The following is a 23,817-nucleotide window of genomic DNA, read 5'->3' as shown; positions in this document are numbered from 1 at the left end:
CCATCGATGACGATCGGTGTACACCATGAGACAGGCTCGACATCGTAATCATCACGAGGAGGAATGGTTGGCTGGGCTGTTGGCAGCAGCCGCCCAGGAGGAGCGACCGGAGTTTTCGCAGGAACTCCATCAGAGAATTCTGCGGCAGGTCGCGCGGATTGGAGCGGTCGGCGGAAACCGAACAGCGCGCTGGTTGTTTTCACGGCAGCGGTTGCGTGTGAGATTGGCGTTGGCCGGGTGTGCGGTGGCAGTCGTGCTGGCGGTTTTGGCGGTGACGTCCGCTAGGCACGGTGGATTTCCCTTCATGGTCGGGCCTAAAACAGAACAAGTGGCGAAGAAGATGAGCGGCCAAACGGAAAACCCACCCGAGGCCGTGATTCACGGCAATTCGAGGGAGATCGGGCTTTTTCCGGATCGGTCACTGGCTGTCATTGTGAGTACACCGGATCGGACGGTTCAGCAGTTGCAAACTCAATTGACTCAGCTTGAATCGGGTCGCTGGGCCGGACTGGACCGGGACCTTCTGATCGCGAGTGAGATGCTTAAAAACCAACTGCCTCTCAATCTGGTGGCTCAAATTCGGACCGGTGAACAGCGGACACCGTGAGAGGCTTCGGATGGTTTGACTGTGGAATTCTGGGCCCGCGGTCCTGAGCGCGGCGTGCCGGGACTGGTGATGGGCGGTCCAAGTGTCGGCTGTCTGTTACGTGGAGGTTGCCATGAGGTTGCTGCGAGATTGGAGTCTGTGGAAGTTTGTGTGGGGTCTGACGGGACTGCTGTTGTTAGCACAGATCGCGCAGGCAGCAGAACCGCTGGCGGTGGTTCGGATTGCCCCGTTACGGGAATGCCGGGCGGATATGAAGGTTGTTCAGGAAATCCTTGGGACTGAGGAAGATGCAGCCACCCGGGCCATGGGATGGCTGTTGGAGCGAATGGAAACGCTCGCGAAAAATGGTTTGGATGACTCCCGGCCCCTTGGTTTGGCTGCTGTGTCGCTGGGGGGAGATCGCGTGGTTTGGGTGGCGGCTGTACCGACAACGGACGTCCATGCGCTCCACGGGGTGGTCGAACCCTGGATCGGCGACATCGAGGAGAAGGAAGGCGGCGTCGTCAAATTCACGTTTTTGGGGAAGGAACTTTATGCCAATTTAGGTGCGGGCTGGGTATATGTGAGTGAGAAGCAAGCGGCTGTGTCGCGGGTGCCGGCTTCGCCTGAACCGTGGTTAGAAGGCTTTGATCCTCAATGGGACGTGGGAGTCCGAATTAATGTACCGCAAGTTTTGGCCAGCTTCGGTACGCGGTTGGGGGCCTGGGTGGAAAAGGTCAAGGACAAGGCACGCCGTGAGGATCAACGGCATCCCCTGGCAGCGACAGTTGTTCCTCAGATTCTTGCGGTGGCATCAGCGGCAACGGTGGAGACTCAGGAAGTCATCGTCGGCTGGCAGGTGGATCGGGAAAACCAGAAGGTGCGATGCGTGTGCCGTTGCGTTGCCCTGCCCAATACAAATCTCGCGCGGTATTTTGCGGGGCAGCAGAACGTGACGAGTCCACTCGTCGCCCTGCGGCACTGGCCGGATGCGGTCTTTTCTGCCGGGTGGGCGTCCACTTTCCCGACGCCGCCTGAAGAGGAGTTGGAGAAAATTGGTCAGGCGCTGCGCGCCGAAATGGAACGGGTAATCGAAAAAGGGATTCACAAGGCGGAGGATGCCAATCTGGTACGAGAGCTCTTCGAAGAGTGGCTTCGGATTGCCGATGACTGGGTCCACCAGGGCCGGTATGAGGGCGCTGTGACCCTGGTGGCCAAGCCGGATCAACTCACACTTGTGGGTGCCAAGTTCGTCGGCAATTCACATGCGGCGGAGGAATTTGTGGGGCACCTTGTGGAATCCGCTCGGGCAAGGTTTCCCAAGTTGTTTGAGAGGATCACGGTGACCCCCGACTACGCTCGCCATGGGGATGCCGTCATCCATTTCATGGAGATCGATTTGGGCGATAAGCTCAAGCCCGAGCAGAAGGCCCTCATCGGCGATAAGCTGGAGGTGGCTTTTACGGCTGCAAATGGATACGCCGGTGTGGCTATTGGAAAGAACGCGGTGGCGATGCTGAAACGTGCGATCGACGACTGTGTCGCTCAAGGCGAGCAGGCAGCCCCGTCATTTGAAATGAGGGCCTCGATCGAGAAAATGACGGACGTGTGCGCCCAGTTGAATCCGAAGAACAAGCGGGTGCAGCAAATCAAAGAGTACCTCCACCAGAATGATCGGGAGGAGCTTGTTACAGCTCGGGCGACGACAAGTGGACAATCCGCTGAGGTGGTCTGGGAAGCGGATTTGCGTCTGATGCGCGTTGGCCGGATGGTGCGGCATCCCGATCCCACCGTCACGCAAAACCTTCATCCGTGAAGGAACTCGTCCGAGTTGAGTTGAAACCGGCCGATGGCCGAGTGGCCGCTAATGGCTCAGCCCCGGGTCAAACGCCCCGGGGCTGAGTTGTTAAGTTTGTGGATCAGTGAACTTTCTGATACGCCGGCAAAGAGGTGGTACCGAATACGGCAGGGGCTATCGCTGGGGTTGCAAACGGCTCACTCCTGGGGTTTCCACTCCGGGTGCTGTTGCAGCCAGTTGCGGATCCAATCGGCAACATCCCGGGCGTGTGTGTCCACCTTGACCTGCTTGTCAATGTGAAGAATCTTTCCATCCGGACCGATAATAAAGGTCCATCGTTGAGCGAATCCCTGAGGATTGGTGAGAACGCCATAGGCGAGGGCTGTTTCCCGAGTCGGATCACTGAGAATGGGATATTGGGCCTTGAGGGATTCGGCGAACCGTTTGTTATCCTCGGGCGTATCAACACTGACTGTAAAATATGCCACTGGCAGTCCTGAAAACGCGTCTGCTTGCTGGGCGAAAGCGCGGCACTCACGGGTGCAACCGGGCGTGAAGGCCTTGGGGAACCAGGCGAGGACGACGATCTTTTTGTTACGGAATTCGGAAAGACGATACGTTTTGCCGTCGCTCCCGGGAAGTTTGAAGTCTGGAGCTTCATCCCCCACCCGAAGCTCAACTCGTTGCTCGGGTTTTTGGCCGGCGAACACACCGAGTAGCGACGAACCCAACACCGAGGCGATGGCGGTCAATTTGGTGAGTACAAGGGACTTCATGGGGATGCTCCTGTTTACTGGGTCAAAACATTGTTCCGGTCGAAAATTGTATGTCGCAATTGCGTTAGACAAAATTGTCATAACCGAGCAGTGAAATTATACGGGGAACGCTGTTCAGGGCCAGGTACGGATCGACTGTAAGCTGGTGACAACTGCTAACGAAATTGCGATGGACGGCTGAAACCGGGCCGGTTTCGAAAACCGGTGATCCGACGCAACTTGCAACGACTGGCAGAAATCGTTAGGCTTACGGTTTGGGCTTCCGGGAGTGAAACGAGATCAGGGAGATGTGCGATCTCAGGGGAATGGCAATTTCTGCCAACCTGATCGTTGATGTCCTGGCTTTTCCGAGCGACCGGCCGGGTGGTCGGTATCAGCGAGTCTGCCGCGCGATGGGGACCTTGACGGACCATTCTCGGAAGACTCTCGGGGCGATTGTGGGCCGTGGCTATGGGCTTGTTCGTGGTCTCGGATTGCTCGTAATCACTGGACTGGGTCAAGAAGTTTTGCCGCCGTATTTGGCATAGATCAAGAGGAGATTGAGCCGTGGCCGAGAAGCGTTTCGTAACTGTTGAGGGAAATGAGGCGACCGCCAATATTGCTCATCTTTGCTCGGAAGTGATGGCGATTTATCCGATCACGCCATCCTCCACGCTGGGTGAGTTACCGGATGCCTGGGCGGCTGCTGGCCGAAAGAATATCTTCGGTGCCGTGCCCCAGGTTGTGGAGATGCAGAGTGAGGCGGGTGCCGCGGGAGCCTGTCATGGGGCCCTGCAAGGGGGAGCACTGTCGTCGACCTTCACGGCCTCACAGGGGCTTTTGTTGATGATCCCCAATTTGTTCAAGATCGCTGGGGAACTCACTCCGGCAGTATTCCATGTGACCGCTCGCACCGTCGCCACCCATGCCCTCTCCATCTTTGGGGACCATAGCGACGTGATGGCTTGCCGCAGCACCGGCTGGGCACTGCTGGCGTCGGCATCGGTTCAAGAGGCACAGGACCTGGCCCTCATCGCTTATGCGGCGACGCTGGAAGCCCGCGTGCCGTTCATCCACTTTTACGATGGTTTTCGCACGTCTCACGAGGTGGCCAAGATCGAACAGCTCAGCGATGATGACGTGCGGAAGATGATCGATATGGAACTGGTGCGGGCACACCGGCAACGGGCCATGTCTCCTGAGAAGCCCGTTTTGCGGGGAACGGCCCAAAATCCGGACGTCTTCTTCCAGTCACGTGAGGCGTGCAATCCGTTCTATATGAAGACCCCTGCCATCGTCCAAAAGGCGATGGACAAATTCGCGCAGCTTTTTGGACGTCAGTATCACCTGTTCGACTATGTGGGGGCGCCGGATGCGGAACGCGTGATCGTGGCGATGGCGTCCGGAACCGGCGTGGTGGAAGAAGCCGTCGATTATCTCGTCGAGCGGGGCGAAAAGGTGGGATTGGTGAAAGTTCGGTTGTATCGCCCGTTTGATGCGGAAGCGTTCGTCCGGGCGCTTCCCACCACGGTCCGCCGAATCGCGGTCCTGGATCGGACCAAGGAACCTGGAGCGATTGGCGAGCCCCTTTACATCGACGTGGTGGCGGCTCTCGCTGAGAAATGGGCGGAGCATGCCCCGGGCGCACCGACACCGCTTGTTATCGGAGGTCGGTACGGTCTGTCCTCCAAAGAGTTCAACCCCGCCATGGCGCTGGCGGTCTTTGACGAGTTGAAGAAGCCTCAGCCCAAGCGGCATTTCACAGTCGGTATCAAAGACGATGTTACCCATTTGAGTCTGGATTACGATCCGAACTTGTCCATTGAGCCGCCGGACGTGGTGCGGGCCCTGTTTTACGGGCTGGGGAGCGACGGGACCGTCTCAGCAAACCGGAGCTCGGTCAAAATTATCGGCGAGAATACCCCCTTCTACGCCCAAGGTTACTTCGTGTATGACTCCCGCAAAGCGGGATCGATGACGATCTCCCACGTCCGCTTCAGTCCCCGGCCGATTAAGGGATCATATCTCATCAACAAGGCTAATTTTGTGGCGTGCCATCAGTTCCACTTCCTGGAACGGATTGACGTTCTGGCGGCCGCGGAAGAGGGAGCGACCTTTCTCCTCAACAGTCCATTCTCGGCTGATGAAGTATGGGACCATCTGCCCGCCGAGGTCCAGAAGCAGATCATCGACAAAAAACTGAAGTTTTACGTGGTGGATGCCTACCGCGTGGCGAAGGAAACAGGTCTCGGTGTGCGTATCAACACAGTCATGCAGACCTGTTTCTTCAAGCTGGCCAACATCATTCCGGTGGAACAGGCCATTAAGGAGATTAAGGACATGATCGTCGACACCTACGGCAAGAAGGGTGGCTCGGCGATCATTGAGAAAAACTTTGCAGCAGTGGATAAAGCTTTGGAGTCGCTCCAGGAAGTGAAGTACCCCAACCAGGTGACCTCCAAGATTCACATGCTGCCGCCGGTGCCAGAGGACGCTCCGGAATTCGTCAAGAACGTGCTGGGGCCCATGATCGCCTACCGCGGCGACGAATTGCCGGTGAGTGCCCTGCCGGTGGACGGGACGTTCCCCACGGGGACGACGAAATACGAAAAGCGGAGCATTGCCCTGGAGATTCCCATCTGGGATCCGAAGATTTGCATCCAGTGCGGGCTGTGCTCACTGGTCTGCCCGCATGCAGCCATTCGGATGAAAGTTTACGAGCCGGCGATTCTCGAAAAGGCTCCCGAGGGCTTCAAGTCGGCTCCGTGGCGGGGTAAGGAATATCCGGGTTATTACATGACGGTGCAGGTTGCCCCGGATGATTGCACCGGTTGCGGTCTGTGTGTGGAGGTGTGCCCCGTCCGTGATAAGGAGGTGGCGAAGCACAAGGCGATCGACATGCTGTTCAAGCTGGACCATCTGGAACGGGAGCGGGCATGCTTCGATTTCTTCCTCCGCATCCCGGATATCGAACGTAGCAAGGTGGCGGTCGATACGGTCAAAGGCTCGCAGCTTTTGCTGCCGCTGTTTGAATTCTCCGGCGCCTGTGCCGGTTGCGGCGAAACCCCGTATATCAAGCTCATCACTCAGTTTTTCGGGGACCGCATGATGATTGCCAATGCGACGGGGTGCTCCTCGATCTACGGTGGGAATTTGCCCTGCACCCCGTACACGACCAACCACGAGGGCCGGGGCCCCACCTGGAACAATTCCCTGTTTGAGGACGCGGCCGAGTTTGGCTTCGGCATGCGGTTGGCCGTCGATCAGCAGATTGATTACGCCACAGGGCTTCTTAAGAAGCTCGCCCCTCAGATTGGTGACAACCTGGTTACTGAGCTTTTGAATAATCCTCAGGAGACAGACGAGCAGATTGCCAAGCAGCGGCAACTGGTGGCCGAACTCAAGAAGAAGCTGGCCCAGATTCCAGGTGATGATGCGGCGAATCTGATCGCCTCGGCAGATTATCTGATCCGCCGCAGCATCTGGAGCTTCGGTGGAGACGGATGGGCCTATGACATTGGTTTTGGCGGCCTCGATCATGTGCTGGCTTCCGGTCGGGATATCAACCTCCTTGTGCTGGATACGGAGGTCTATTCCAACACCGGCGGCCAGGCGTCGAAGGCCACTTTCCGAGGAGCAGTGGCCAAATTCGCAGCGGCGGGAAAACCGAGCCGCAAGAAAGACCTCGGTCTGATTGCGATGTCGTACGGAAATGTTTTCGTCGGCCAGATTTCGCTGGGTGCCAATCCGCTGCACGCGATCAAGGTCATTCGGGCGGCGGAGTCATTCCGCGGGCCGTCGCTCATCATCGCCCTCTCGCACTGCATCGGGTGGGGGATCGATATGGCCAAAGGCATGGAGTACCAGAAGGAAGCGGTGGCGTGCGGTTACTGGCCGCTCTACCATTACGATCCGCGTGACAAAGAGCAGCCGCTCCACGTGGACAGTCGCCCACCCAAGGGGGCCTTCAAGGACTTCGCGCTCAAACAGGCTCGGTTTGCCATTTTGAGTCGCTCGAAGCCCGAGCGTGCCGAGCAATTGTTCCAGCTTGGCCAGGAAGACATCAATTTCCGGTATGCGCTGTATGAGAATCTCAGCGCGGCCCTTGCCCGTTCCGGGGCAGTTTCCGGCGGTGATGGCGAGTGAGGATGCATCCAGCGAAGGAACCCAGCGGAGGAACTGAACATGAGTGTCGATCTACGTACGCGTTATTTGGGGTTGGAATTGAAAAACCCGATCGTGGCCGCGGCCTGCCCGCTCACGGAATCTCTCGATAACCAGAGACGGCTGGAAGATGCCGGGGCAGCGGCCATTGTGCTGCCATCCCTGTTTGAGGAACAGATTTTGGCAGAGGAGGAAAATCTCGCCCGCGTCCACGAGTTCGGTACCGATAGCTTTGCGGAGGCCCTCTCCTATTTTCCCGAACCGGAAGAGTATCGGTTGGGAACGGACGAATATCTCGACCGGATTCGCACCGCCAAACGGTGCCTTTCTATCCCCGTGATTGCCAGTCTGAATGGGACGAGCGAGGGCTCCTGGATCCGGTACGCCAAGCTGTTCCAGGAGGCTGGCGCCGACGCGATCGAGCTGAACATCTACTTCGTGGCCGCCGATCTGGAGCGTTCCGGAGCCGAAGTGGAGGCCCAGTATCTCAGTCTCGTCAAAGCCGTGGCTTCCTCGGTCACGATACCCGTGGCGGTGAAAATCGGTCCTTATTTCAGCTCGGTGGGGCATTTTGCGAGACAACTGGTGGACGCCGGTGCACGCGGGTTGGTCCTTTTCAACAGGTTTCTCCAGCCAGATATCCGTCTGGATACACTGGAAACGAAACCGCATCTGGTGCTAAGCACCGAGTTTGAGTTGCTGCTGCCATTGCGCTGGATCGCCATTCTTTACGGTAAGGTCAACGCTTCTCTGGCCCTCACCGGCGGGGTACATTCGGCAGAGGCGGTGATCAAGTCTGTTCTGGCAGGGGCCGATGTGGTCATGCTGGCTTCGGTGCTCTACAAGCAGGGGTTTGGCTGTATCAAGACGTTTCTCCAGCAGATCGAGCAGTGGATGGAGGAGCAGGAATATGAATCCGTGGAGCAAATGAAAGGCAGCATGAGCCACAAGAACTGCCCGAATCCCGAAGTGTTCGAACGCGGAAACTACATGAAGGCCATCACGTCGTTCACAGGAGTACCCATCTGAAACTTGCGGCTTGTTGGTTGGTGTGGGCAGTGAAACGTGTCGAGCGGAAAAACTCGACACGTTTTTTCATTCACTCAGCTTGCACTTTTCAAAGAAGACGTTACGATAATAACAATTAATAATGAAGGGACTGGTTGATTCGGTGACAGCGGCTTGAAGGTGGCTCGGACGGATGGGCCGCTGACGATGAACACCAGTCCATGTCAGCAGGTGACGGAACCGGCACGTGGTTGTGTGGTAGTGTTTGGGTGGTTTGGCGTGCGAGAGTGGTTGAAAACGTGGCAAGGGTTCCACCCTCTCGACGCCGCAGGTCTTTAAAAGGAGGACCGACAGGTGGCCAAGAAAGTCGCGAAGAAGGCGGCGAAGAAGGCTGCCAAGAAAGCCGCCAAGAAGCCGGTAAAGAAGCCGGCGAAGAAGGCAGCTAAGAAGGCAGCGAAGAAGACCGCGAAGAAGGCGGTGAAGAAGACGGCCAAGAAGAAGGCCGCGGTGAAGAAGGCGCCTGCACCGGCGCCGGCGCCGGTGGCGGAAACCCCGCCGGCTACTCCGTGAGAATCCGCGACGGACGCAGCTCGGCGACAGCTCTTTCGAGTACAACGACGAGAAAGGGACGCCTCCAGGATGGTGGGCGTCCCTAACTTTTTGACTCCTCTCGCTTCGATCACCGGCGTCAAGAACCTGCCCACCTGAACCATTCCCACTTGTGTAAAAACCATGAGATGCCGCGGGGACAAGGTGTCGTAGAGGCAATTCATGAATTGCCCCTACCGTAGAACCAGAAAATCAACCCAGCAGTGAGGGCGGGGCGGCTGAAATAGGCCGTCCAAAGGTTGGAATGTGGACCTGCCAAGAGGTTCCTCCGGGCTGAATTCCGCTCCCCCACGTGTCCCTGTGGACCTCCGCGTTCCGATTGACAAAGGGAAAATGGGGATGTGTCAACCTGTCGATAGGGCAAGTGACGCCCCGTCTTTACCGAACTTCCGCCAGTGTTGACGCTTTTTTTGCGATCACAACGCTTGATCCGGAGATGTCGAATTCTTTGGCACGGGACGTGGGAACTGACGACGGAAGACTTCACCTCTGGTGCATATCTCGACCTCGACGAGAGGGGGAAGTTCGCGACGCACGTAGCGAAGGATGATCTGGACGGCTTTTTCCCACTGGGATTCGGAGACGTCGCCGACAAGGATGGCGTCCGGACCGACAAAATTGATGGGAGTTACAAGCGCGCAGTCTTGTCGCAGTCCTCTCGCAAAAAGACGGCGGAGCCGAAGGTTTTGCGTCTCGTTTCGCCCGATGACGAGTTTCGTGCGATCATCCAGCCGAAGGTGGCGTCCCAGGGTGAGGAGTTCACAGTCCCACAGCGATGCTCGTGGATCATGGTCCAGAAGGTCGAAAACCTTGGGGGCGAATTGCACATCGGTGAGCGAACAGCCAGGACCGGACTCGGGGATATCCTTGAGGCCCAATTGCTTGGCTAGCGCCCAAAGCGGTTTGCGGCTTCGGCCGGTAAAAGCATACAGTTTTTCGCGATCCACGTAGCCTTCCCGCTCGGGCCATGTTGGCGGCAGGCATTTGGCGGAAAGCGGTCGAAGAAGGCGGTCCTGGAGCCCTGATTCATGCGCTGTGATTCCCAGATGGGGACGTTTTTGACTCATCGGCCGCTGACCGAGGACTTCCCCGGTGGCCACCAGCATCCCGTCGAGCTCTTCCATGAGTTGTCGGGCCATTCGCAGCATATATGTCCGGCAATCCAGGCAGGGATTGGCCCCCTTTCCGTAGCCATGCCGGGGATAACGTAGGACCTCCATGTAGTCTTCCCCGACCTCCCGCATTGCCAATGGGATTTGAAGCTCGCAGGCTGCCTGAAGCGCTGCTGATTCGCAACGGTGAAACGGGAGACGCACCGTCAAACCGATCACCTCGAAACCCTGAAGTTGCAGAATTCGGGCGGCAAGGGTACTGTCCAGCCCACCCGACAGGAGCACCACCGCAAGTTTTTTCATGGAACTTCCCTCGCCGCAGTCATCATTTCACGCAGCCTTATGACCATTTATGACCATTGTGGAGCGGCTGGCCCACTTATTCCAGGAACCGTTCGATTCCCTCAGCAACCGGTCCGACCACGGGCATCCCATCCTCACCAAGTTCATCCGAACAAGGCGGCGGCAGTTCTCTCAACTGATGCAGGGCGTTACAGGCTGCGCGCTGTTCGGCTTCTTTCTTGCTTCTTCCCCAGGCAGCCTGATACCGTGTGGCACCAATCTGAGCGGCGATTTTGAAAAGTTTGCCGTGATCCGGTCCCCGTTCCTCCAGCAGGAGGTACACGGGCGTGGTTCCGAAGGACCGCTGGCTGATCTGCTGGAGGACCGATTTGTAGTTTTCGCCGATTCGGTCGCGGACAAAGGCTTCCAGCTCGGGAAGGACGAGTGGTTCAATGAATCGCTTGGCGGCCTCCAGTCCTCCGTCCAGGTAAATGGCTGCCGTGATGGCCTCGAAGACTGCTGCCAGGAGCGAGTTGGGAAGGTAGGGCTGACCGGCCAGGCCCTTTCCAATGATGATCAGTTCCTCCAAACCCAACTGTCGAGCCAGGTGCGCGCAGTGCGATCGGCTGACGATGCTTGATTTCAACCGTGTGAGCTCCCCTTCCGTGAGATGGGGTAGCCTTTTGTACAGAAGCTCGCAGACCACCATCCCCAGCACGGCGTCGCCCAGAAACTCCAGCCGTTCGTTCGATTCGAGACGGCTTTCCGCCCCGGAAGCGTGCGTCAGGGCCGTCTGAAGAAGACGGGGATTTGAAAAAGAGTAGCCGATTTTTTCCTGGCAGGCACGGACTCTCGGATCGTCGGTATTTTCGCAGGTTCCCATGAGACCGCCACTCTACAGCTGATCAACTCTCCCGCTCATGCTGGCTCTCTGCTGCCAGCCGGGGGTGTTTATACATGCTGTAGAGCTCGTCTCCAACCGAGTTTCCTCAGACAACTAAGCCGGCTCGGTTGGGGACGAGCCCAGCAGCCTACCTCTTCAGTGTAAATTATAGTTTCCGTGCGTTTGTTACGACACTCCCGCTCTTCGGCAGCCAAGCTGGGCAGCTTAGAATGAACTTTTGGGTAAAAAACCCAGCGACAGATCATTTGAACCGGCCTGCGACATTACCGCGATTCTGGGTGGATCGCATTTGGTGTACGTCCATTGTGAAAGATTTTGGAGGAAAAAACCTCACGTGACTGCCTCCAGTACTTCCTGCTTGGTCCATTGCTTTGACAACGGTTTGGTCCTTTTGGCCGAGCCGCTCCCATGGCTCAGTTCGGTGGGCTTTGACATCGCAATTCCGGCGGGGGCCGCGTTTGACCCCGAGGATCGCCAGGGACTGGCGAGCCTGACCACGGACATGGTTCTCCGTGGGGCCGGGCCGCGAGACGCCCGGGCGTTTCTGGAAGACCTGGAGAACCTGGGCGTAGTGTGGTCGGAATCGGTGGGACATCGGTTTATCCATCTCAGCGCAGCGATGCGGCCGAAGCATCTGCGGGACGCCCTGGCGATCTTCAGCGACGTTTTGCGAAAGCCGCGTCTTCCTCAAGAGGATCTCGAATCTGCCCGTCAGGGGCTCATCCAGACGATTCAGGCGGAGGAAGACGATCCGGAACACCAGTTGAATAAGGCCCTTCGATATCGGTTTCTCCCGTATCCTTGGAGTCGGTCGCCCCATGGCGTGATTGACCACGTGGCGGCTATTTCGTGGCAAGAGGTGGCGGAGTTTGTGGAGCGGCACTTCCAGCCCAGCGGGGTTGTCATTGGTGTGGCAGGCCGATTCAACTGGGACGAATTGGTGACGTGGGTTGGAGAACTCCTCGGTGACTGGAAAGGATCTCCGCCCCCTGCACCGGAAACACGCTGGCCCACCGAGCGCCAGGCCCATGTTCCATTTGATTCTCAGCAAACTCATATCGGGGTCGCCTATAGGAGTATCCCCTACGAGGATGACCATTATTTTTTGGCGCGAGCGGCCGCCGGGATGCTGGGCAGTGGTTCCAGTTCCCGACTGTTCATGGAACTGCGGGAAAGACGGGGGCTGTGTTATGCCGTGGGAGCCAACTATGTTGTTATCCGGGGATTCGGTGGGGTGATCTGTTATGTGGGCACCACCTCCGAACGCGCCGAAGAGTCGCTGGAGGTTTTGCTGGAACAGCTTCAGAACCTCGGGGAGGGCGTCACCAAAGATGAGCTGGATCGCGCCAAGGCGCAATTGAAAAGTGGAATTGTGTTTCTTCAGGAATCCAGCGCGGCAAGGGCCCACACGCTCACCCAGGATTGGTCGCTTCTGGGTCGGGTGCGCTCCATGCAGGAAATCAAGGAGGCCGTGGATTCCCTTTCCACAGAGGAAGTCAACCAATTCCTCCGAGATAATCCGCCCCGAGATTTTACAGTCGTGACAGTTGGTCCGAGGCCTGTGGAGGTCCCCAGTGAACTTTTACAGCCATAAGCTCTGGAACGGAGTGGAAGTCATTTGTGAAAGCCATCCCCAGGCTCTGTCGATTGCCCTGGGCTTTTTTGTTCGGGCAGGCTCCCGGGACGAGCCCCCGGAACTCGCCGGGGTCAGCCATTTTCTCGAGCACATGGCGTTCAAAGGGACGGGGCAAATCACGGCCGAGGATATCAATCGCGGGTTCGATGAGATCGGGGCCTCTTACAACGCCACCACCTCGTTCGAGGAGACCGTCTATTACGCGGTGTTTTTGCCGGAATATCTGGATCGCGCGTTCGAGCTGCTCGCCTTGCTTCTTCGCCCCGCTCTGCGACCGGAAGATTTTGAATTGGAAAAGCAGGTGATCCTGGAAGAAATCTCGATGTACCTGGATCAACCACCGTATGGAGTGGACGATCTGTGCCGGGCAAGATTCTTCGCTGGACATCCCCTCGGGCAGAGCGTGATCGGTACTGCCGAGTCCATTTCCGGACTCACTGTTGAGAAAATGCGCAGCTACTACTACCAGCGATACACGGCCGGCAATGTGGTGATTGCAGCGACTGGTGCGGTCGAATTCCCCAAATTGGTGGCTCTTGCCGAAAAGCATTGCAATTACCTGGAACCGATCGAGAGCGAACGGATTAGGCAACGGTTGCTCGAGCCAGCCTACGGACTGCGTGTGCACCAAAAGCCCTCCGCCACTCAGCAATATGTCATCCAGTTGGCCGAGGCTCCCCCGGCCGACAGCCCTGACCGCTTCGCCGCCCAGATACTGACGGCTATTGTGTCGGGAAGCTCATCCAGCCGCCTATACTGGGAGTTTATCGAGCCGGGTCGGGTGGACTCCATCTCGCTGAGCTACGAAGGCTATGAGGACGCGGGGATTTTCGCGACGATGATGAGCTGCGATCCCAGCACTCTTCAGGAAAACCTGCAGCGGTTGCGGGAGGTTTACACGGCCATCGAGCAACATGGCGTGACTGCTGAGGAACTTGAACGCGTTAAAAACAAACTCATGTCCAGCCTTGCCCTGGCAGCGGAACGGCCTTCCGCGCGGCTCTTTCCAATAGGCTCCGAGCGCCTGACCACGGGGCAGTATCGCTCGCTGGAGGATGATTTGGCGATCATTGAGAAACTGACCCTGGAACAGGTTAACGCCATCGCCGAAAAATATCCGCTAACGTGCAACGCCACCGACGTCATCGGCCCTATGTCACCCGAGGAGTTTCGCAGGACAGGTTAGTGATACACCGTGGACGATTCTCGGTTATACTGCTCGCTCCATTTTTCCTCCTCTCACACAGCCAGCACAGCCGCGCGGAAGGGGTGGTGGATTGTCCGGCATAATCTGCGCGGAGTCGCCTCACGTAAAGTGGTTCCAGGGTCGCTACCAGGCAGAAAGTGGTAGGTGCGACAGATCACCCGAGTAAGAACCCGGAGACGAGACGCGCGCACGGTGGCTCAGACGGGGAGTGGGACTCGGTGTCGGAGGGAGCTCCAAAGCTGCATCAATTGTGGAAGGTAATTCCCCAACTGACACCCGGCCGGGGGCGGTAATACCGGTAGTGGTAGTGATAATGCGGCCAGGGAGGTCCCCACCACCAGGGATCGCGCTCATAAATGATGACCGGCGGAGGGCTTGACTCGCGAATGACGATGGGCCGGTCATTACTGGGTTGGCGACGCAAAGGCGGCTCCTGCATCGCTTTGATGACGTTCACGCTGACACCCTCTTTCTGTAGCCGGATGATATCATCCGTGGTTGGCTGACGAACCATTCCGTTGATGCGAATATGGTTGACGATGAGTTCTTCGGCGACGCCGGCCTTGGTCATGGCAATGACGTCATCAAATGTGACAGCGCCCGCCGGGATTTCCCGCCCAAGCTGTTGGGCAATCAGGGCACGATTTTGAGCCTCCATTTCGTCGAGGCTGTCACCGATGGCCGATCCGGCGAGAGCTCCCACGCCAGCCCCTATGGCCGTTCCAGCAAGGGTGTTTCCCGCGGCATTACCGATGATGGCCCCGGTCCCAGCTCCGAGAAGTCCGCCGAAAAGGGCTCCCCGCTCAGCATGCGTCGTGGCACATCCGGCAGTGACAAGAGACGCGGGAAGCACCACTCCGGCAATACACCACCAGAACAGGGAACGGCGGGTCTGCGTCATCCGTGCGGACTCCTGAAAGCTGCGTTCAGGCGGACATCCGTGCTGCAGGGTAGTCAATATCTTGGCGCTACCAAGTCCTTGTATCGGCAAAATCCGGAGAATTTTCCAAGCGGGCACGACGGCCCGATAAGATAGGCGATTTCTGTGGGCCGGTCAAGATTGTTTGACCTGATGAACCGAGCAGCCGAGCACAGATTAAAACCGCCGAAGATTTCGACGCGAGATTCGGCGGCTTGTAACCCGGGGTCGGTAGTTCGTGAAATACTCACGTCCGTGTTTCGTCGTATTCACGAAAAAGCATCGGCAAGTCGGGGCGACCGGATTCGAACCGGTGACCTCTTGCACCCCAAGCAAGCGCGCTAATCCAGGCTGCGCCACGCCCCGAACTTTCCCGCGGATGAATCTCCGACCCCGCCCCAGGGCAGGCCATATCATGCACATCTAACCACTCATCTTATGATTACTGTATCCGATTTCCCCCCGGCTGGCAACTCCGCCGAAGGAGATTTCGCCCGGTTTTTCACCCGCACATCGAACAAAGCGCCGATCTGGAATCGGCTTTGTTCGGGAATCGGTCCGGGTTGACCTGCTGGTCAGGTCCGCTTTTTGACTTTTGCCGAGGTTGACCTATTCGCTGGGCACGACAGGCGTGCCCCTCCGGCATGCGACGGACGCCGTGGAAGGCGTCCCTCCAGGGATGGACTGGAGGGCCCGGTTCCGCCCGGACCCGGGGCCTTCGGATGGACCTGCTTGTCAGGTCCGCGTCCTGCGCGTCCTTTGAGGATCCACGTTTTCAGGTACTCCCTGGTGATGAGGTCCTCCAGACGGAAATAAGGTGCCGGGCTCCCGCCGTTGACAGAAAGCCGGTTTCCGCCGATGGTGAAGAAATCGATCCGGCTTTCCAGATTAAGTTGCTTAAGGTCGTGGAGGAAGGGAGTTTGCTGTGGCACGATTCGCCGTCATTTTACCGGCAGCGGGGGCCAGTTCGCGGTTTCAGGACAAACATTACAAGAAACCGTTTGCGCCCTTGGCTGGGCGGGCTGTCTGGCTCCACAGTCTCCATCGATTTTCTCAGCGGGAGGACGTCATCCAGATCATCGTGGCCGTGGCGCCTGACGATCGCGAGGATTTTCTTTCGCGATTCAGTGCCGACATCACACTGCTGGGTGTGCAGGTGGTCGAAGGAGGTCGGGAGCGTGCCGACTCGGTGCACAACGCCCTCCGCCACGTGAAATCGGACGCCGAGTTCGTCTGCGTTCACGATGCCGCCCGTCCGTGCCTGAGTGAACTGTGGATTGATGCCGTCTTCCAGAAAGCGCAACAGACCGGGGCCGCCATCCTGGCGGTGCCTGTCACCGCCACGTTGAAGCGTGTGGATCAATCGGGAGTCATCGTCGCAACGCAGCCCCGGGAAGAACTATGGGAAGCTCAAACGCCGCAGGTTTTTCGGCGAGATTGGTTGCTGGAAGCCTACGAAAAACGAGGAGGATTCCCGGCTACCGACGACGCGCAGCTTGTGGAGCGGCTGGGAAAGAAAGTACACGTCGTGCCGGGCTCGTCGCTCAACATCAAGATCACCACTAGAGACGATCTAAAGCTCGCCGAGGAAATTCTGAAGGTGCTGCCGAAACCGAAAGGACTGGGACCCATCCATCCTTTTGCAGGAGACGATTTGTGGCGGTGAACGCAACGTGTTCCGCGAAAGCACGCGTCGCTACAACGGGGCGAAATCCGAACAAAATTGGCAGATAGGACGTTCGGCGCGGGAGAAACGGGCACATGGGGGGCAAACCGAAGCCAGCCTTTGGGCGTAATTAAACTACGTGCACCGGTACTCTTTGGGGTCATTGTTGGCGATGACGGCCGTTTTTAATCACCATCACCTGGTTCAACCGGAGGAAATTGACGCCCTGGGGCACGCCAACAACGTGGCCTACGTGCAGTGGCTTCAGGACGCCGCCGTCGCCCATTCCACGGCCTGTGGATGGTCGCCCGACCGGCACCTGGCGCTGGGTGCCGGCTGGGTCGTGCGGTCGCATACCATCGAGTATCTAGCCCCGGCCCGGCTGGGAGATGAAATCGTCGTGCAAACCTGGGTCGCGGACTTTAAAAAAGTAACTTCCCGGCGGAAGTACCGGATTTATCGCAGCCGCGACGGGGAACTGCTTGCTCGGGCAGAAACGCTGTGGGCGTTTGTCAATTACAAGACCGGGCAGCCGACCCGTATTCCTCCAGAGATCATTGCCGCTTTCACCATTTCTCCAGAAGATCCACCGCCGCTGGAACGCGGCGAATGTCCGGCGGGCTCGGGGGTGAATCGCTCGCCGCCCGATTAGAGAACGGAGAAACGGACCGCCGGGCGTTTTCACCGCCAGGCGGTTCGGGCATTTATCGTGGATCACTGGATCCGTGTTGTAAACGCCAGGGATGACCGTGGGATAGGAAGTCTCACTTGTACGGGCAGCCCTGCTCGAGTGGGGACAAGAAATCTGGAAAAAATCACCTGGGACAGAGGAGGAAACTGAGGCGATGAAGGTGCTCGTGGTACTGGGACATCCACGTGTTGGGAGTTTCTGTCACGCCATTGCCACGACGGCTGCGCAGACTCTCCAGGAGATCAACCACGAAGTCATCTATCACGATCTTTATCGCGAGAATTTTGATCCCCTGTTGCCGTTTGAACAAATTCCCAAGGATGCGGAAGTTCCAGCGGAAATCCGTCGGCATTGCGAGGAACTCCAGAAAGTTGACGGCTACGTCATTGTTCATCCCAACTGGTGGGGACAGCCTCCGGCGATCTTGAAAGGTTGGGTCGATCGCGTATTCCGGCAGGGGGTGGCGTATGATTTTGCGGCGGACGGCGTCAAAGGGCTTTTGGCGGGCAAACGGGCACTGGTCTTCACGACGTCCAACACACCGCGCGATGACGAATTGCGGCTCTACGGCGATCCACTGGAAAATCTCTGGAAGAACTGCATCTTTGGCTTCTGTGGCGTGACGAATTTTCGCCGCCGAAATTTTGAGTCGATTATCCTCAGCACGCACGAGCAGCGAACAGTCTGGCTCGAGGAAGTGCGGCTTCTCGTGCGGGAGATGTTCGCCGAGGGGCAGGTGGACTGACGTCACCCGTACTGAAACAAACTTTCAGGTAGTTCGCAAGATTCTGAGGATTTCCTCGTGAAGCCAGCCGTTGCTGCCCACGCCATTGCCTGACGCGAACGTGGGCTGTCCGGCCCAGTCCGTGAACCTGCCGCCAGCTTCCTCGATGATGGGTTGAATCGCGGCTGCGTCCCAGATTTCCATGAGAGGGTCGACCATGAAATCGACTCGTCCGGTGGCCACGAGCAGATACCCGTAACCGTCCCCCCAGGTCCGGGAAAGGCGGGTTGCCTCTTCAAGACGATGATAAGCCTCGCGTCGGCCGATTTTGGTGAAATTGGCCACCTCACTCGTAACCCAGGCTGCTTCCCTCAGCGAGCGACATGTCGAAACTCGGGCGGGCTCGGGCGGATTGTCCCCCTGCTGATACCAGGCGCCCGATCCGCGCGCAGCATACACACACTCCCCGGTGGCGGGGATCCTGTCTACACCAAGGACCGCTCGTCCCTGGTACTCCACTCCGATCAGCGTGGCGTACAGCGGAACGCCATGGATGAACGATTTCGTGCCGTCAATGGGGTCGATGATCCAGCGGAATCCGCTCTTACCGCCGGTGTCGCCCCACTCTTCACCGATGACCGCATCTTCGGGAAATGCCTGATGGATTTGTTCCCGAAGATAGGATTCTGCCTCGCGGTCCGCTCTTGTGACGGGCGAGTCGTCGGCCTTTCTCTCGACCAGTAAATTTCGGTTGCGGAAGTAGCGAAGGGTGATCTCGCCCGCGGCACGGGCGGCTTCTATCGCAAACTGCAGACGACGCTGGATGTCAGAGGCTGTAGCCATCGGGGTATCCTTGAAGTTGCTTTGTTACACACGCAATTCCGAACGCTGTGGCTGGTCGAGGCACGCAACGGACGCCCGGTGAATGGAGCTGAAGATTGCCCGGGCTCTCGGCCCCCCGGCGGGCAACTTTTTCCTCATTAGTCCCCATTATGGACGAAGACCGCCTCTGCTGGGACTACGACCCAGGCGCGAACGATTTAGAGTAGAATTAACATGACAAGATGCAATTAATCGACGCGTTGAAAGGACCCATCCGGGGTGTGCGTTTTTGGATTGCCCTGTTTCCGTAAATCAACCCCATGAAACTTCCCCCGAGTGGCGCAATTTGGCTGATTCGCATCCGCTGGATCGCGGCGGCCACGGTTTTCGTCGCGACGACGCTCGGATATTTCGCACTCGGGGTGCTGCAGACGCCCTACCCTCTGTACGCGGTGGGGGTGGGAATGCTTCTTTACAATGCAGTTCTCGCGTTTATTGTGCGAGAGGAGAGTCCTCTTCGGGGCTTTCGGCCCGAGGATAGCTTTTTTATCCAAATCGTGCTCGACCTCGCGGCCCTGACGCTGGTTCTCTATTTTTCCGATTTTTGCCATAATCCATTCGTGATCTACTACATCTTTCATATGATCATTGCAGGGATGTACCTGCGTGGGGCACGGCCCTACATCGTGGCGGGGGCAACGGCTTTGGTGATCGGCGCCATTATCTTTTTCGAGAGTTTGAACTTGATTCCCCGCTTTCCGCTCAGGTTCGGCGGTCAGGAATTGCCTCCACTTCACAACCTGGAAGCGCTGGCCCTATTTTGTGCCGTGGCGACCAGTCTCGGTATGGCAACCTATTTTACGACTTCCATTCGGCGTTACGTGGACCGTGCCCACGCCGAGCTTCGCCAGAAGGAAAAAATGCTGGGAATCGGCCAACTTGTGGCGGGGATTGCGCACCAGATTGCCAATCCACTGGATGGAGTGCAGAACTGCCTGCGCAGAATCAGTGAGGCCGTCAAGAACGACCCCCGATTGACAGAATACGTCAACATGATGGCGGAAGCCTTGGAACGGATCGAGCGGACGGCGAAACGCGTTCAGGCGTTTGCGCAGCCTCGCGGCCTGGTTTTGGAAAAGACGGACGTCAACGCGGCCGTCGAAGGCACCCTCGCCATGCTGGGTACGCGGATTGGGCAGAATATACGGGTGGAAAAGGATCTTCGGCCAGTGCCGCCGGTGCTGGGAGACAAGTACACGATCCAGGAGGTGGTGTTCAATCTCTGTACCAACGCTTTGGCTGCTATGCCCAATGGCGGAACACTGACCCTCCGCACCCGGGCGCTGGGCACGCAGGACGACGATCAAATGAATTCGGTGGCCATCGAGGTAATTGACACGGGGGTGGGTATCCCGCGGGCCAATCTCGAAAAAATTTTTGAACCGTTTTTTACCACTCGCGCGGACTCCGGGGGTACGGGCCTGGGCCTGGGATTGTGCCGGATGCTGATCTCGGAAATGGGCGGAAGGATTGAGGTCCGGAGTACCCTGGGGCAGGGAACGACTTTTACGGTCATATTGAATGCCTACCGTGACAGGGATAAGAAGCCCACGTGATTTCACGGAAGCGATTGCTCCGATTGTTTCGGTTGTTCTTTAGGAAGGCTGATAAACCACCATGCGGATCCTGATTGTGGACGACGAGAAGATCAAGCGGGTGACGCTGGCGGATGATCTCGCTGCGCAGGGCTACGAAGTTGACACGGCAGCGGACGGCGAAGAGGCTCTGGAAAAATTGCGGCAACGGCATTTCGACGTCATCGTTGCCGACGTCAAAATGCCCCGAGTGGACGGCTTGGAGCTGCTTCGCTACGTCAAACAAGGGGAGCAGGCACCGGCTACGGACGTGATCATGATGACGGCCTACGGCAGCATCCAGTTGGCTGTGGAGTCAATGAAACTCGGGGCCTACGACTTCATCACCAAACCATTCCGCAATGAGGATTTGTTCCCTGTTCTGGCGCGGCTGGAGCGCGAGCGCGGTCGGCGAAGGGAATCTCGGCCCGCCGAAGCCCCCGAAACCGAGGACATCGATCAGCTTGTGGTGGGCCAGTCGGCGGTGATGACGCGGGTCAAGAAGATGATCGAAATCTGTACCCGCACTGACGCCAACGTTCTTTTGTGTGGCGAAACCGGTGTGGGCAAGGATTTGATCGCGCAGGTGATTCACCGGAAATCTCATCGCCGCGACCGCCCCTTCGTGAAAGTGGGATGCACGCTTTTCCCCGCACATCTCATCGAAAGCGAGTTGTATGGACACGAGAAGGGTGCGTTCACCGGAGCGGACCAGCGAAAGCCCGGCCGATTCGAAATCGCCCAGGGAGGCACGCTCTACCTGGATGATGTGGACGATATCCCGCTCGATCAACAGGCCAAGCTGCTCCGGGTGATCGAGGAGAAGGTTTTCGAACGGGTAGGAGGCACCACCCCCATTCACGCGGATGTCCGGATCATTGCCTCCACCAAGCAAAACCTGCTCGAGAGAGTCAGCCAGGGCACGTTTCGGCAGGACCTGTACTACCGTTTGGACGTGCTCCGCATCAACATTCCGCCACTTCGGGAAAGACGGGAGGATATTCCCCTGCTTGTCGAGCATCTCCTCAAAAAGATTGCGGGGGACAAGCCATTCACTGTGGGCCCCGGCGCGATGGAGATCCTCCAAGAGCACGACTGGCCCGGCAATGTCCGGGAGCTTTACCACACATTGGAAAGAGTCTTTCTCATTGGCAACGGTGAAATCACGGCGGAACTCCTCCGTTCTGAAATCGCTCAGTTTCCCGCCAAGATTGGCAAGAGCGGTTCGGAACGCGGCGGAATCGCCAATTTTCAAGAGGCCATCAATCAGGCGGAACGCGAACTGTTGGAGAGAGCCCTGCGAGAAGCAGGCGGCAACAAGACAGCGGCCGCGGCGGCCCTGGGAATGAAACCGTCCACTTTTCGCGATAAGCTGGCCAAACACGGCCTGGGGTGACCCCCGACTTCCACAACAGTGGTTGCGGGGGTGGTTCGATTAGCCGGAAGGCGCGTCGGACGGCCGCTCTGTTGATCTGCCAGTGACCCCTTCGGTGGTCTGCACGGGTGGTGGGAGCGTATCCAAAAGCATGGCCAGGTGGGTCAGGTCGGGACAATACGCCGAATACCGGAGCTGTTGGCGCAGAGACGTGTCGATCGATCGGCCGCCAATCACAAAAAGGCAATCAGATTGGCGACAGTAATCGAACAAATTCTGGCAGGCGTCGATAACTTCCTGCTGCGATGCGATGTGAGAAATACTCAGCCAGAATAACCTGGGATGCCAATCGGCGATGGCCTGGCGGAGTGTAGGGGCAGGGAGATTGGGCCCCAGGAATCTGGCGCGCCATCCCTTTTCCCTCAAGACTAACTGAACCAGTTGGGAGGCCAGGACGTAATGGTCCTGACTCAGAGTGGCTCCAATCGCCAGTGGCTGATGCATAGTTTCCTCGGGAAGAGTTGACACCATTTCGGCGAGCACTTCCGAAAGAATACAGCACGCTACCCGCTCCTGGTAGATTTGCAGCTTTCCGCATTCCCATTCTTGGCCGATCTGCTCGAAGGCCGGGGCGATGACATGGTCGCCAATTTCGGCAAAAGAAAGGCCCACACAGCGAAGCTCGTGAAGGATGATCCGGCAACGGTCGGCCTGGGCGTTTTTTAAGGCCTGAAGTAGTTCGTCCTTGGCCTTTTCGAGAACCCTTTGCCCTTGGCCGGAAAAGGCAGGCAGTCCAAGCGCCTCTGGGTGGCGCAGAGGGAGATTCAGCTCCTTTAAAACCCGCAGGGCTTCATGGAGCTGAATGCGGCGGTGTCCTCCGGGCGTGCGGGCGACGGGCAGCAGGCCGCGGTCACACCAGCGTTTCACGGTGGACTCGCTGACACCGGCGGCGAGGGCGAGTTGTTTTGGGGTCAACAAAGCAGTCATGTGAACGCTTTGAACGATTTACGGTTCACTTAGCAAACCACCTCTCCTGCTCAATCCTACCCTTTTATTCCTTTCTTTTGAAGGGATCTGCGATTTTTCCGGTGTTCTCGCGGCAATTCCGTGGCGGCGGAAAATTTTTGCTCTTGACCCCTTGCCCGGACAGTTTGACCTGTATAAACTACGTTTGAACGAAATGAACGAAATAAATTCGTTCAGCAGGCACGCAAGGGGCGTGCCTGAAAGGTCCGTAGGTCCCTTCAGTGTAAGGAGGTTTTGTGATGCGTCGGTTTCCGGTTGGTGTCGTCGCGATTGCCGTGCTGCTTGGAGGGTTCGGTCTGGCTCAGATGAATCGGGCTGATGAGGCAGCCAAAAAGGACATTGTGGATGTGGCGGTTGAGGCCGGGTCCTTTAAGACCCTCGCCAAGGCGCTCCAGGCTGCTGGTCTGGTGGAGACTTTGAAAGGCAAGGGGCCCTTTACCGTGTTTGCCCCGACGGATGAGGCGTTTGCCAAGTTGCCCGAGGGAACTCTGGAAGCGCTTCTGAAGGACAAGGCGAAGTTGACGGCGGTGCTGACCTACCATGTGGTGGCCGGTGAATATCCGGCGGAGAAGGTGGTGGCCAGCAAGAGCCTGAAGACGGTGCAGGGCTCGCCAATCAAGATCACCGTGACTGACGCCGGCGTGAAGGTCAACCAGGCCAAGGTTGTGAAGACCGACATTCGAGCGTCCAACGGCATCATCCATGTCATTGATGCCGTTATTCTGCCGCCGGAGAAGTCTGAGTCGCACGCTTCGAGCTGCGGAAATACGAACTGAAACTCAGGCCTCCCTCATGGTGGACTGACTCCTGTCCACGATCGTGCCGCGGATCCGGAGAGATCGGGCCTGCAACCGCCCGACTCTCCGGACTATCGTTTACTCGAGCAGTGGCCTCCTGGT

General features: G+C 57.8%; 20 protein-coding genes and 1 tRNA gene. 14 read left to right on the top strand and 7 right to left on the bottom strand.

Annotated features, from left to right (window positions below):
* Nucleotides 1–25 precede the first annotated feature (25 nt).
* Together THTE_RS16125 and THTE_RS16120 are read left to right on the top strand one after the other, a co-directional pair.
* Complete coding sequence (locus THTE_RS16125) at nucleotides 26–607, top strand: hypothetical protein (RefSeq protein ID WP_157732172.1); 582 nt, start codon at nucleotides 26–28, stop codon at nucleotides 605–607.
* Nucleotides 608–719: 112 nt separating this feature from the next.
* Nucleotides 720–2,402, top strand: a complete 1,683-nt coding sequence (locus THTE_RS16120; protein ID WP_095416400.1) for a hypothetical protein — start codon at nucleotides 720–722, stop codon at nucleotides 2,400–2,402.
* A 179-nt stretch (nucleotides 2,403–2,581) separates the two neighbouring features.
* On the opposite strand, the gene THTE_RS16115 is transcribed toward THTE_RS16120, so the two are convergent.
* Nucleotides 2,582–3,160 (bottom strand): peroxiredoxin, encoded by a 579-nt coding sequence (locus THTE_RS16115; protein WP_095416399.1) that lies wholly within the window; start codon nucleotides 3,158–3,160, stop codon nucleotides 2,582–2,584.
* Between the two features lie 287 nt (nucleotides 3,161–3,447).
* On the opposite strand from THTE_RS16115, the gene THTE_RS16110 reads away from it, so the two are divergent.
* From THTE_RS16110 to THTE_RS18105, 4 genes are all read left to right on the top strand, one after another.
* Nucleotides 3,448–3,687 carry a hypothetical protein gene (locus tag THTE_RS16110; RefSeq protein ID WP_095416398.1) on the top strand — a complete coding sequence of 80 codons (240 nt, stop codon included), beginning with the start codon at nucleotides 3,448–3,450 and terminating at the stop codon, nucleotides 3,685–3,687.
* Between the two features lie 19 nt (nucleotides 3,688–3,706).
* On the top strand, nucleotides 3,707–7,285 hold the full coding sequence (nifJ, locus tag THTE_RS16105) for a pyruvate:ferredoxin (flavodoxin) oxidoreductase (RefSeq protein WP_095416397.1): 3,579 nt from the start codon (nucleotides 3,707–3,709) through the stop codon (nucleotides 7,283–7,285).
* 39 nt (nucleotides 7,286–7,324) lie between these two features.
* Entirely contained in the window at nucleotides 7,325–8,332 is a 1,008-nt protein-coding gene (locus tag THTE_RS16100; protein ID WP_095416396.1) for a dihydroorotate dehydrogenase-like protein, read from the top strand.
* 333 nt (nucleotides 8,333–8,665) lie between these two features.
* A complete protein-coding gene (locus THTE_RS18105; RefSeq protein ID WP_157732171.1) occupies nucleotides 8,666–8,881 on the top strand; it encodes a hypothetical protein in 216 nt (71 codons plus the stop codon).
* 455 nt (nucleotides 8,882–9,336) lie between these two features.
* Here THTE_RS18105 and THTE_RS16090 read toward each other — a convergent pair whose 3' ends face one another.
* Both THTE_RS16090 and rnc read right to left on the bottom strand, forming a co-directional pair.
* Nucleotides 9,337–10,335: a hypothetical protein gene (locus THTE_RS16090; RefSeq protein WP_095416394.1), complete on the bottom strand. Its 999-nt coding sequence runs from the start codon at nucleotides 10,333–10,335 to the stop codon at nucleotides 9,337–9,339.
* A 76-nt stretch (nucleotides 10,336–10,411) separates the two neighbouring features.
* Nucleotides 10,412–11,197 (bottom strand): ribonuclease III, encoded by a 786-nt coding sequence (gene rnc / locus THTE_RS16085; protein ID WP_095416393.1) that lies wholly within the window; start codon nucleotides 11,195–11,197, stop codon nucleotides 10,412–10,414.
* A 355-nt stretch (nucleotides 11,198–11,552) separates the two neighbouring features.
* On the opposite strand from rnc, the gene THTE_RS16080 reads away from it, so the two are divergent.
* Nucleotides 11,553–12,812: a M16 family metallopeptidase gene (locus tag THTE_RS16080; protein ID WP_168175877.1), complete on the top strand. Its 1,260-nt coding sequence runs from the start codon at nucleotides 11,553–11,555 to the stop codon at nucleotides 12,810–12,812.
* Nucleotides 12,793–14,040 carry a M16 family metallopeptidase gene (locus THTE_RS16075; RefSeq protein WP_168175876.1) on the top strand — a complete coding sequence of 416 codons (1,248 nt, stop codon included), beginning with the start codon at nucleotides 12,793–12,795 and terminating at the stop codon, nucleotides 14,038–14,040. Before THTE_RS16080 ends, THTE_RS16075 begins: the two co-directional genes overlap by 20 nt.
* Before the next feature lie 265 nt (nucleotides 14,041–14,305).
* On the opposite strand, the gene THTE_RS16070 is transcribed toward THTE_RS16075, so the two are convergent.
* Both THTE_RS16070 and THTE_RS16065 read right to left on the bottom strand, forming a co-directional pair.
* Complete coding sequence (locus THTE_RS16070) at nucleotides 14,306–14,962, bottom strand: glycine zipper domain-containing protein (protein ID WP_095416390.1); 657 nt, start codon at nucleotides 14,960–14,962, stop codon at nucleotides 14,306–14,308.
* Between the two features lie 308 nt (nucleotides 14,963–15,270).
* Nucleotides 15,271–15,346 (bottom strand) — tRNA-Pro (locus tag THTE_RS16065).
* 559 nt (nucleotides 15,347–15,905) lie between these two features.
* On the opposite strand from THTE_RS16065, the gene ispD reads away from it, so the two are divergent.
* The 3 genes from ispD to THTE_RS16045 all read left to right on the top strand — a co-directional run bounded on the left by ispD (nucleotide 15,906) and on the right by THTE_RS16045 (nucleotide 18,082).
* The gene (gene ispD, locus THTE_RS16055) at nucleotides 15,906–16,646 is read left to right on the top strand and encodes a 2-C-methyl-D-erythritol 4-phosphate cytidylyltransferase (RefSeq protein ID WP_095416388.1); all 741 of its coding nucleotides are present in this window, start codon (nucleotides 15,906–15,908) and stop codon (nucleotides 16,644–16,646) included.
* A gap of 172 nt (nucleotides 16,647–16,818) precedes the next feature.
* Nucleotides 16,819–17,298: an acyl-CoA thioesterase gene (locus tag THTE_RS16050; RefSeq protein ID WP_095416387.1), complete on the top strand. Its 480-nt coding sequence runs from the start codon at nucleotides 16,819–16,821 to the stop codon at nucleotides 17,296–17,298.
* Nucleotides 17,299–17,491: 193 nt separating this feature from the next.
* On the top strand, nucleotides 17,492–18,082 hold the full coding sequence (locus THTE_RS16045) for an NAD(P)H-dependent oxidoreductase (RefSeq protein WP_095416386.1): 591 nt from the start codon (nucleotides 17,492–17,494) through the stop codon (nucleotides 18,080–18,082).
* 24 nt (nucleotides 18,083–18,106) lie between these two features.
* On the opposite strand, the gene hisN is transcribed toward THTE_RS16045, so the two are convergent.
* Entirely contained in the window at nucleotides 18,107–18,904 is a 798-nt protein-coding gene (hisN, locus tag THTE_RS16040; protein WP_095416385.1) for a histidinol-phosphatase, read from the bottom strand.
* A 299-nt stretch (nucleotides 18,905–19,203) separates the two neighbouring features.
* Here hisN and THTE_RS16035 point away from each other — a divergent pair, with 299 nt between their 5' ends.
* Both THTE_RS16035 and THTE_RS16030 read left to right on the top strand, forming a co-directional pair.
* On the top strand, nucleotides 19,204–20,499 hold the full coding sequence (locus THTE_RS16035) for a two-component system sensor histidine kinase NtrB (RefSeq protein WP_095416384.1): 1,296 nt from the start codon (nucleotides 19,204–19,206) through the stop codon (nucleotides 20,497–20,499).
* Nucleotides 20,500–20,560: 61 nt separating this feature from the next.
* The gene (locus THTE_RS16030; protein WP_095416383.1) at nucleotides 20,561–21,913 is read left to right on the top strand and encodes a sigma-54-dependent transcriptional regulator; all 1,353 of its coding nucleotides are present in this window, start codon (nucleotides 20,561–20,563) and stop codon (nucleotides 21,911–21,913) included.
* A 39-nt stretch (nucleotides 21,914–21,952) separates the two neighbouring features.
* Here THTE_RS16030 and THTE_RS16025 read toward each other — a convergent pair whose 3' ends face one another.
* Entirely contained in the window at nucleotides 21,953–22,879 is a 927-nt protein-coding gene (locus tag THTE_RS16025) for a B12-binding domain-containing protein (RefSeq protein ID WP_095416382.1), read from the bottom strand.
* 278 nt (nucleotides 22,880–23,157) lie between these two features.
* Between THTE_RS16025 and THTE_RS16020 the strand changes: the two genes are divergently transcribed.
* Nucleotides 23,158–23,694, top strand: a complete 537-nt coding sequence (locus THTE_RS16020) for a fasciclin domain-containing protein (RefSeq protein ID WP_095416381.1) — start codon at nucleotides 23,158–23,160, stop codon at nucleotides 23,692–23,694.
* The last annotated feature ends 123 nt before the right edge of the window (nucleotides 23,695–23,817 follow it).

It is taken from the genome of Thermogutta terrifontis (assembly GCF_002277955.1).
GTDB classification, from domain to species: Bacteria; Planctomycetota; Planctomycetia; order Pirellulales; family Thermoguttaceae; genus Thermogutta; species Thermogutta terrifontis.
This window is presented reverse-complemented; position numbering and strand designations above follow the sequence as displayed.

Bases quoted from the DNA above. Each gene is read 5' to 3' on its own strand.
- THTE_RS16125 (WP_157732172.1), top strand. From the start codon at position 26: ATGAGACAGGCTCGACATCGTAATCATCACGAGGAGGAATGGTTGGCT.
- THTE_RS16120 (WP_095416400.1), top strand. From the start codon at position 720: ATGAGGTTGCTGCGAGATTGGAGTCTGTGGAAGTTTGTGTGGGGTCTG.
- THTE_RS16115 (WP_095416399.1), bottom strand. From the start codon at position 3,160: ATGAAGTCCCTTGTACTCACCAAATTGACCGCCATCGCCTCGGTGTTG.
- THTE_RS16110 (WP_095416398.1), top strand. From the start codon at position 3,448: ATGTGCGATCTCAGGGGAATGGCAATTTCTGCCAACCTGATCGTTGAT.
- THTE_RS16100 (WP_095416396.1), top strand. From the start codon at position 7,325: ATGAGTGTCGATCTACGTACGCGTTATTTGGGGTTGGAATTGAAAAAC.
- THTE_RS16090 (WP_095416394.1), bottom strand. From the start codon at position 10,335: ATGAAAAAACTTGCGGTGGTGCTCCTGTCGGGTGGGCTGGACAGTACC.
- rnc (WP_095416393.1), bottom strand. From the start codon at position 11,197: ATGGGAACCTGCGAAAATACCGACGATCCGAGAGTCCGTGCCTGCCAG.
- THTE_RS16070 (WP_095416390.1), bottom strand. From the start codon at position 14,962: ATGACGCAGACCCGCCGTTCCCTGTTCTGGTGGTGTATTGCCGGAGTG.
- THTE_RS16050 (WP_095416387.1), top strand. From the start codon at position 16,819: ATGACGGCCGTTTTTAATCACCATCACCTGGTTCAACCGGAGGAAATT.
- THTE_RS16045 (WP_095416386.1), top strand. From the start codon at position 17,492: ATGAAGGTGCTCGTGGTACTGGGACATCCACGTGTTGGGAGTTTCTGT.
- hisN (WP_095416385.1), bottom strand. From the start codon at position 18,904: ATGGCTACAGCCTCTGACATCCAGCGTCGTCTGCAGTTTGCGATAGAA.
- THTE_RS16035 (WP_095416384.1), top strand. From the start codon at position 19,204: ATGAAACTTCCCCCGAGTGGCGCAATTTGGCTGATTCGCATCCGCTGG.
- THTE_RS16030 (WP_095416383.1), top strand. From the start codon at position 20,561: ATGCGGATCCTGATTGTGGACGACGAGAAGATCAAGCGGGTGACGCTG.
- THTE_RS16025 (WP_095416382.1), bottom strand. From the start codon at position 22,879: ATGACTGCTTTGTTGACCCCAAAACAACTCGCCCTCGCCGCCGGTGTC.
- THTE_RS16020 (WP_095416381.1), top strand. From the start codon at position 23,158: ATGCGTCGGTTTCCGGTTGGTGTCGTCGCGATTGCCGTGCTGCTTGGA.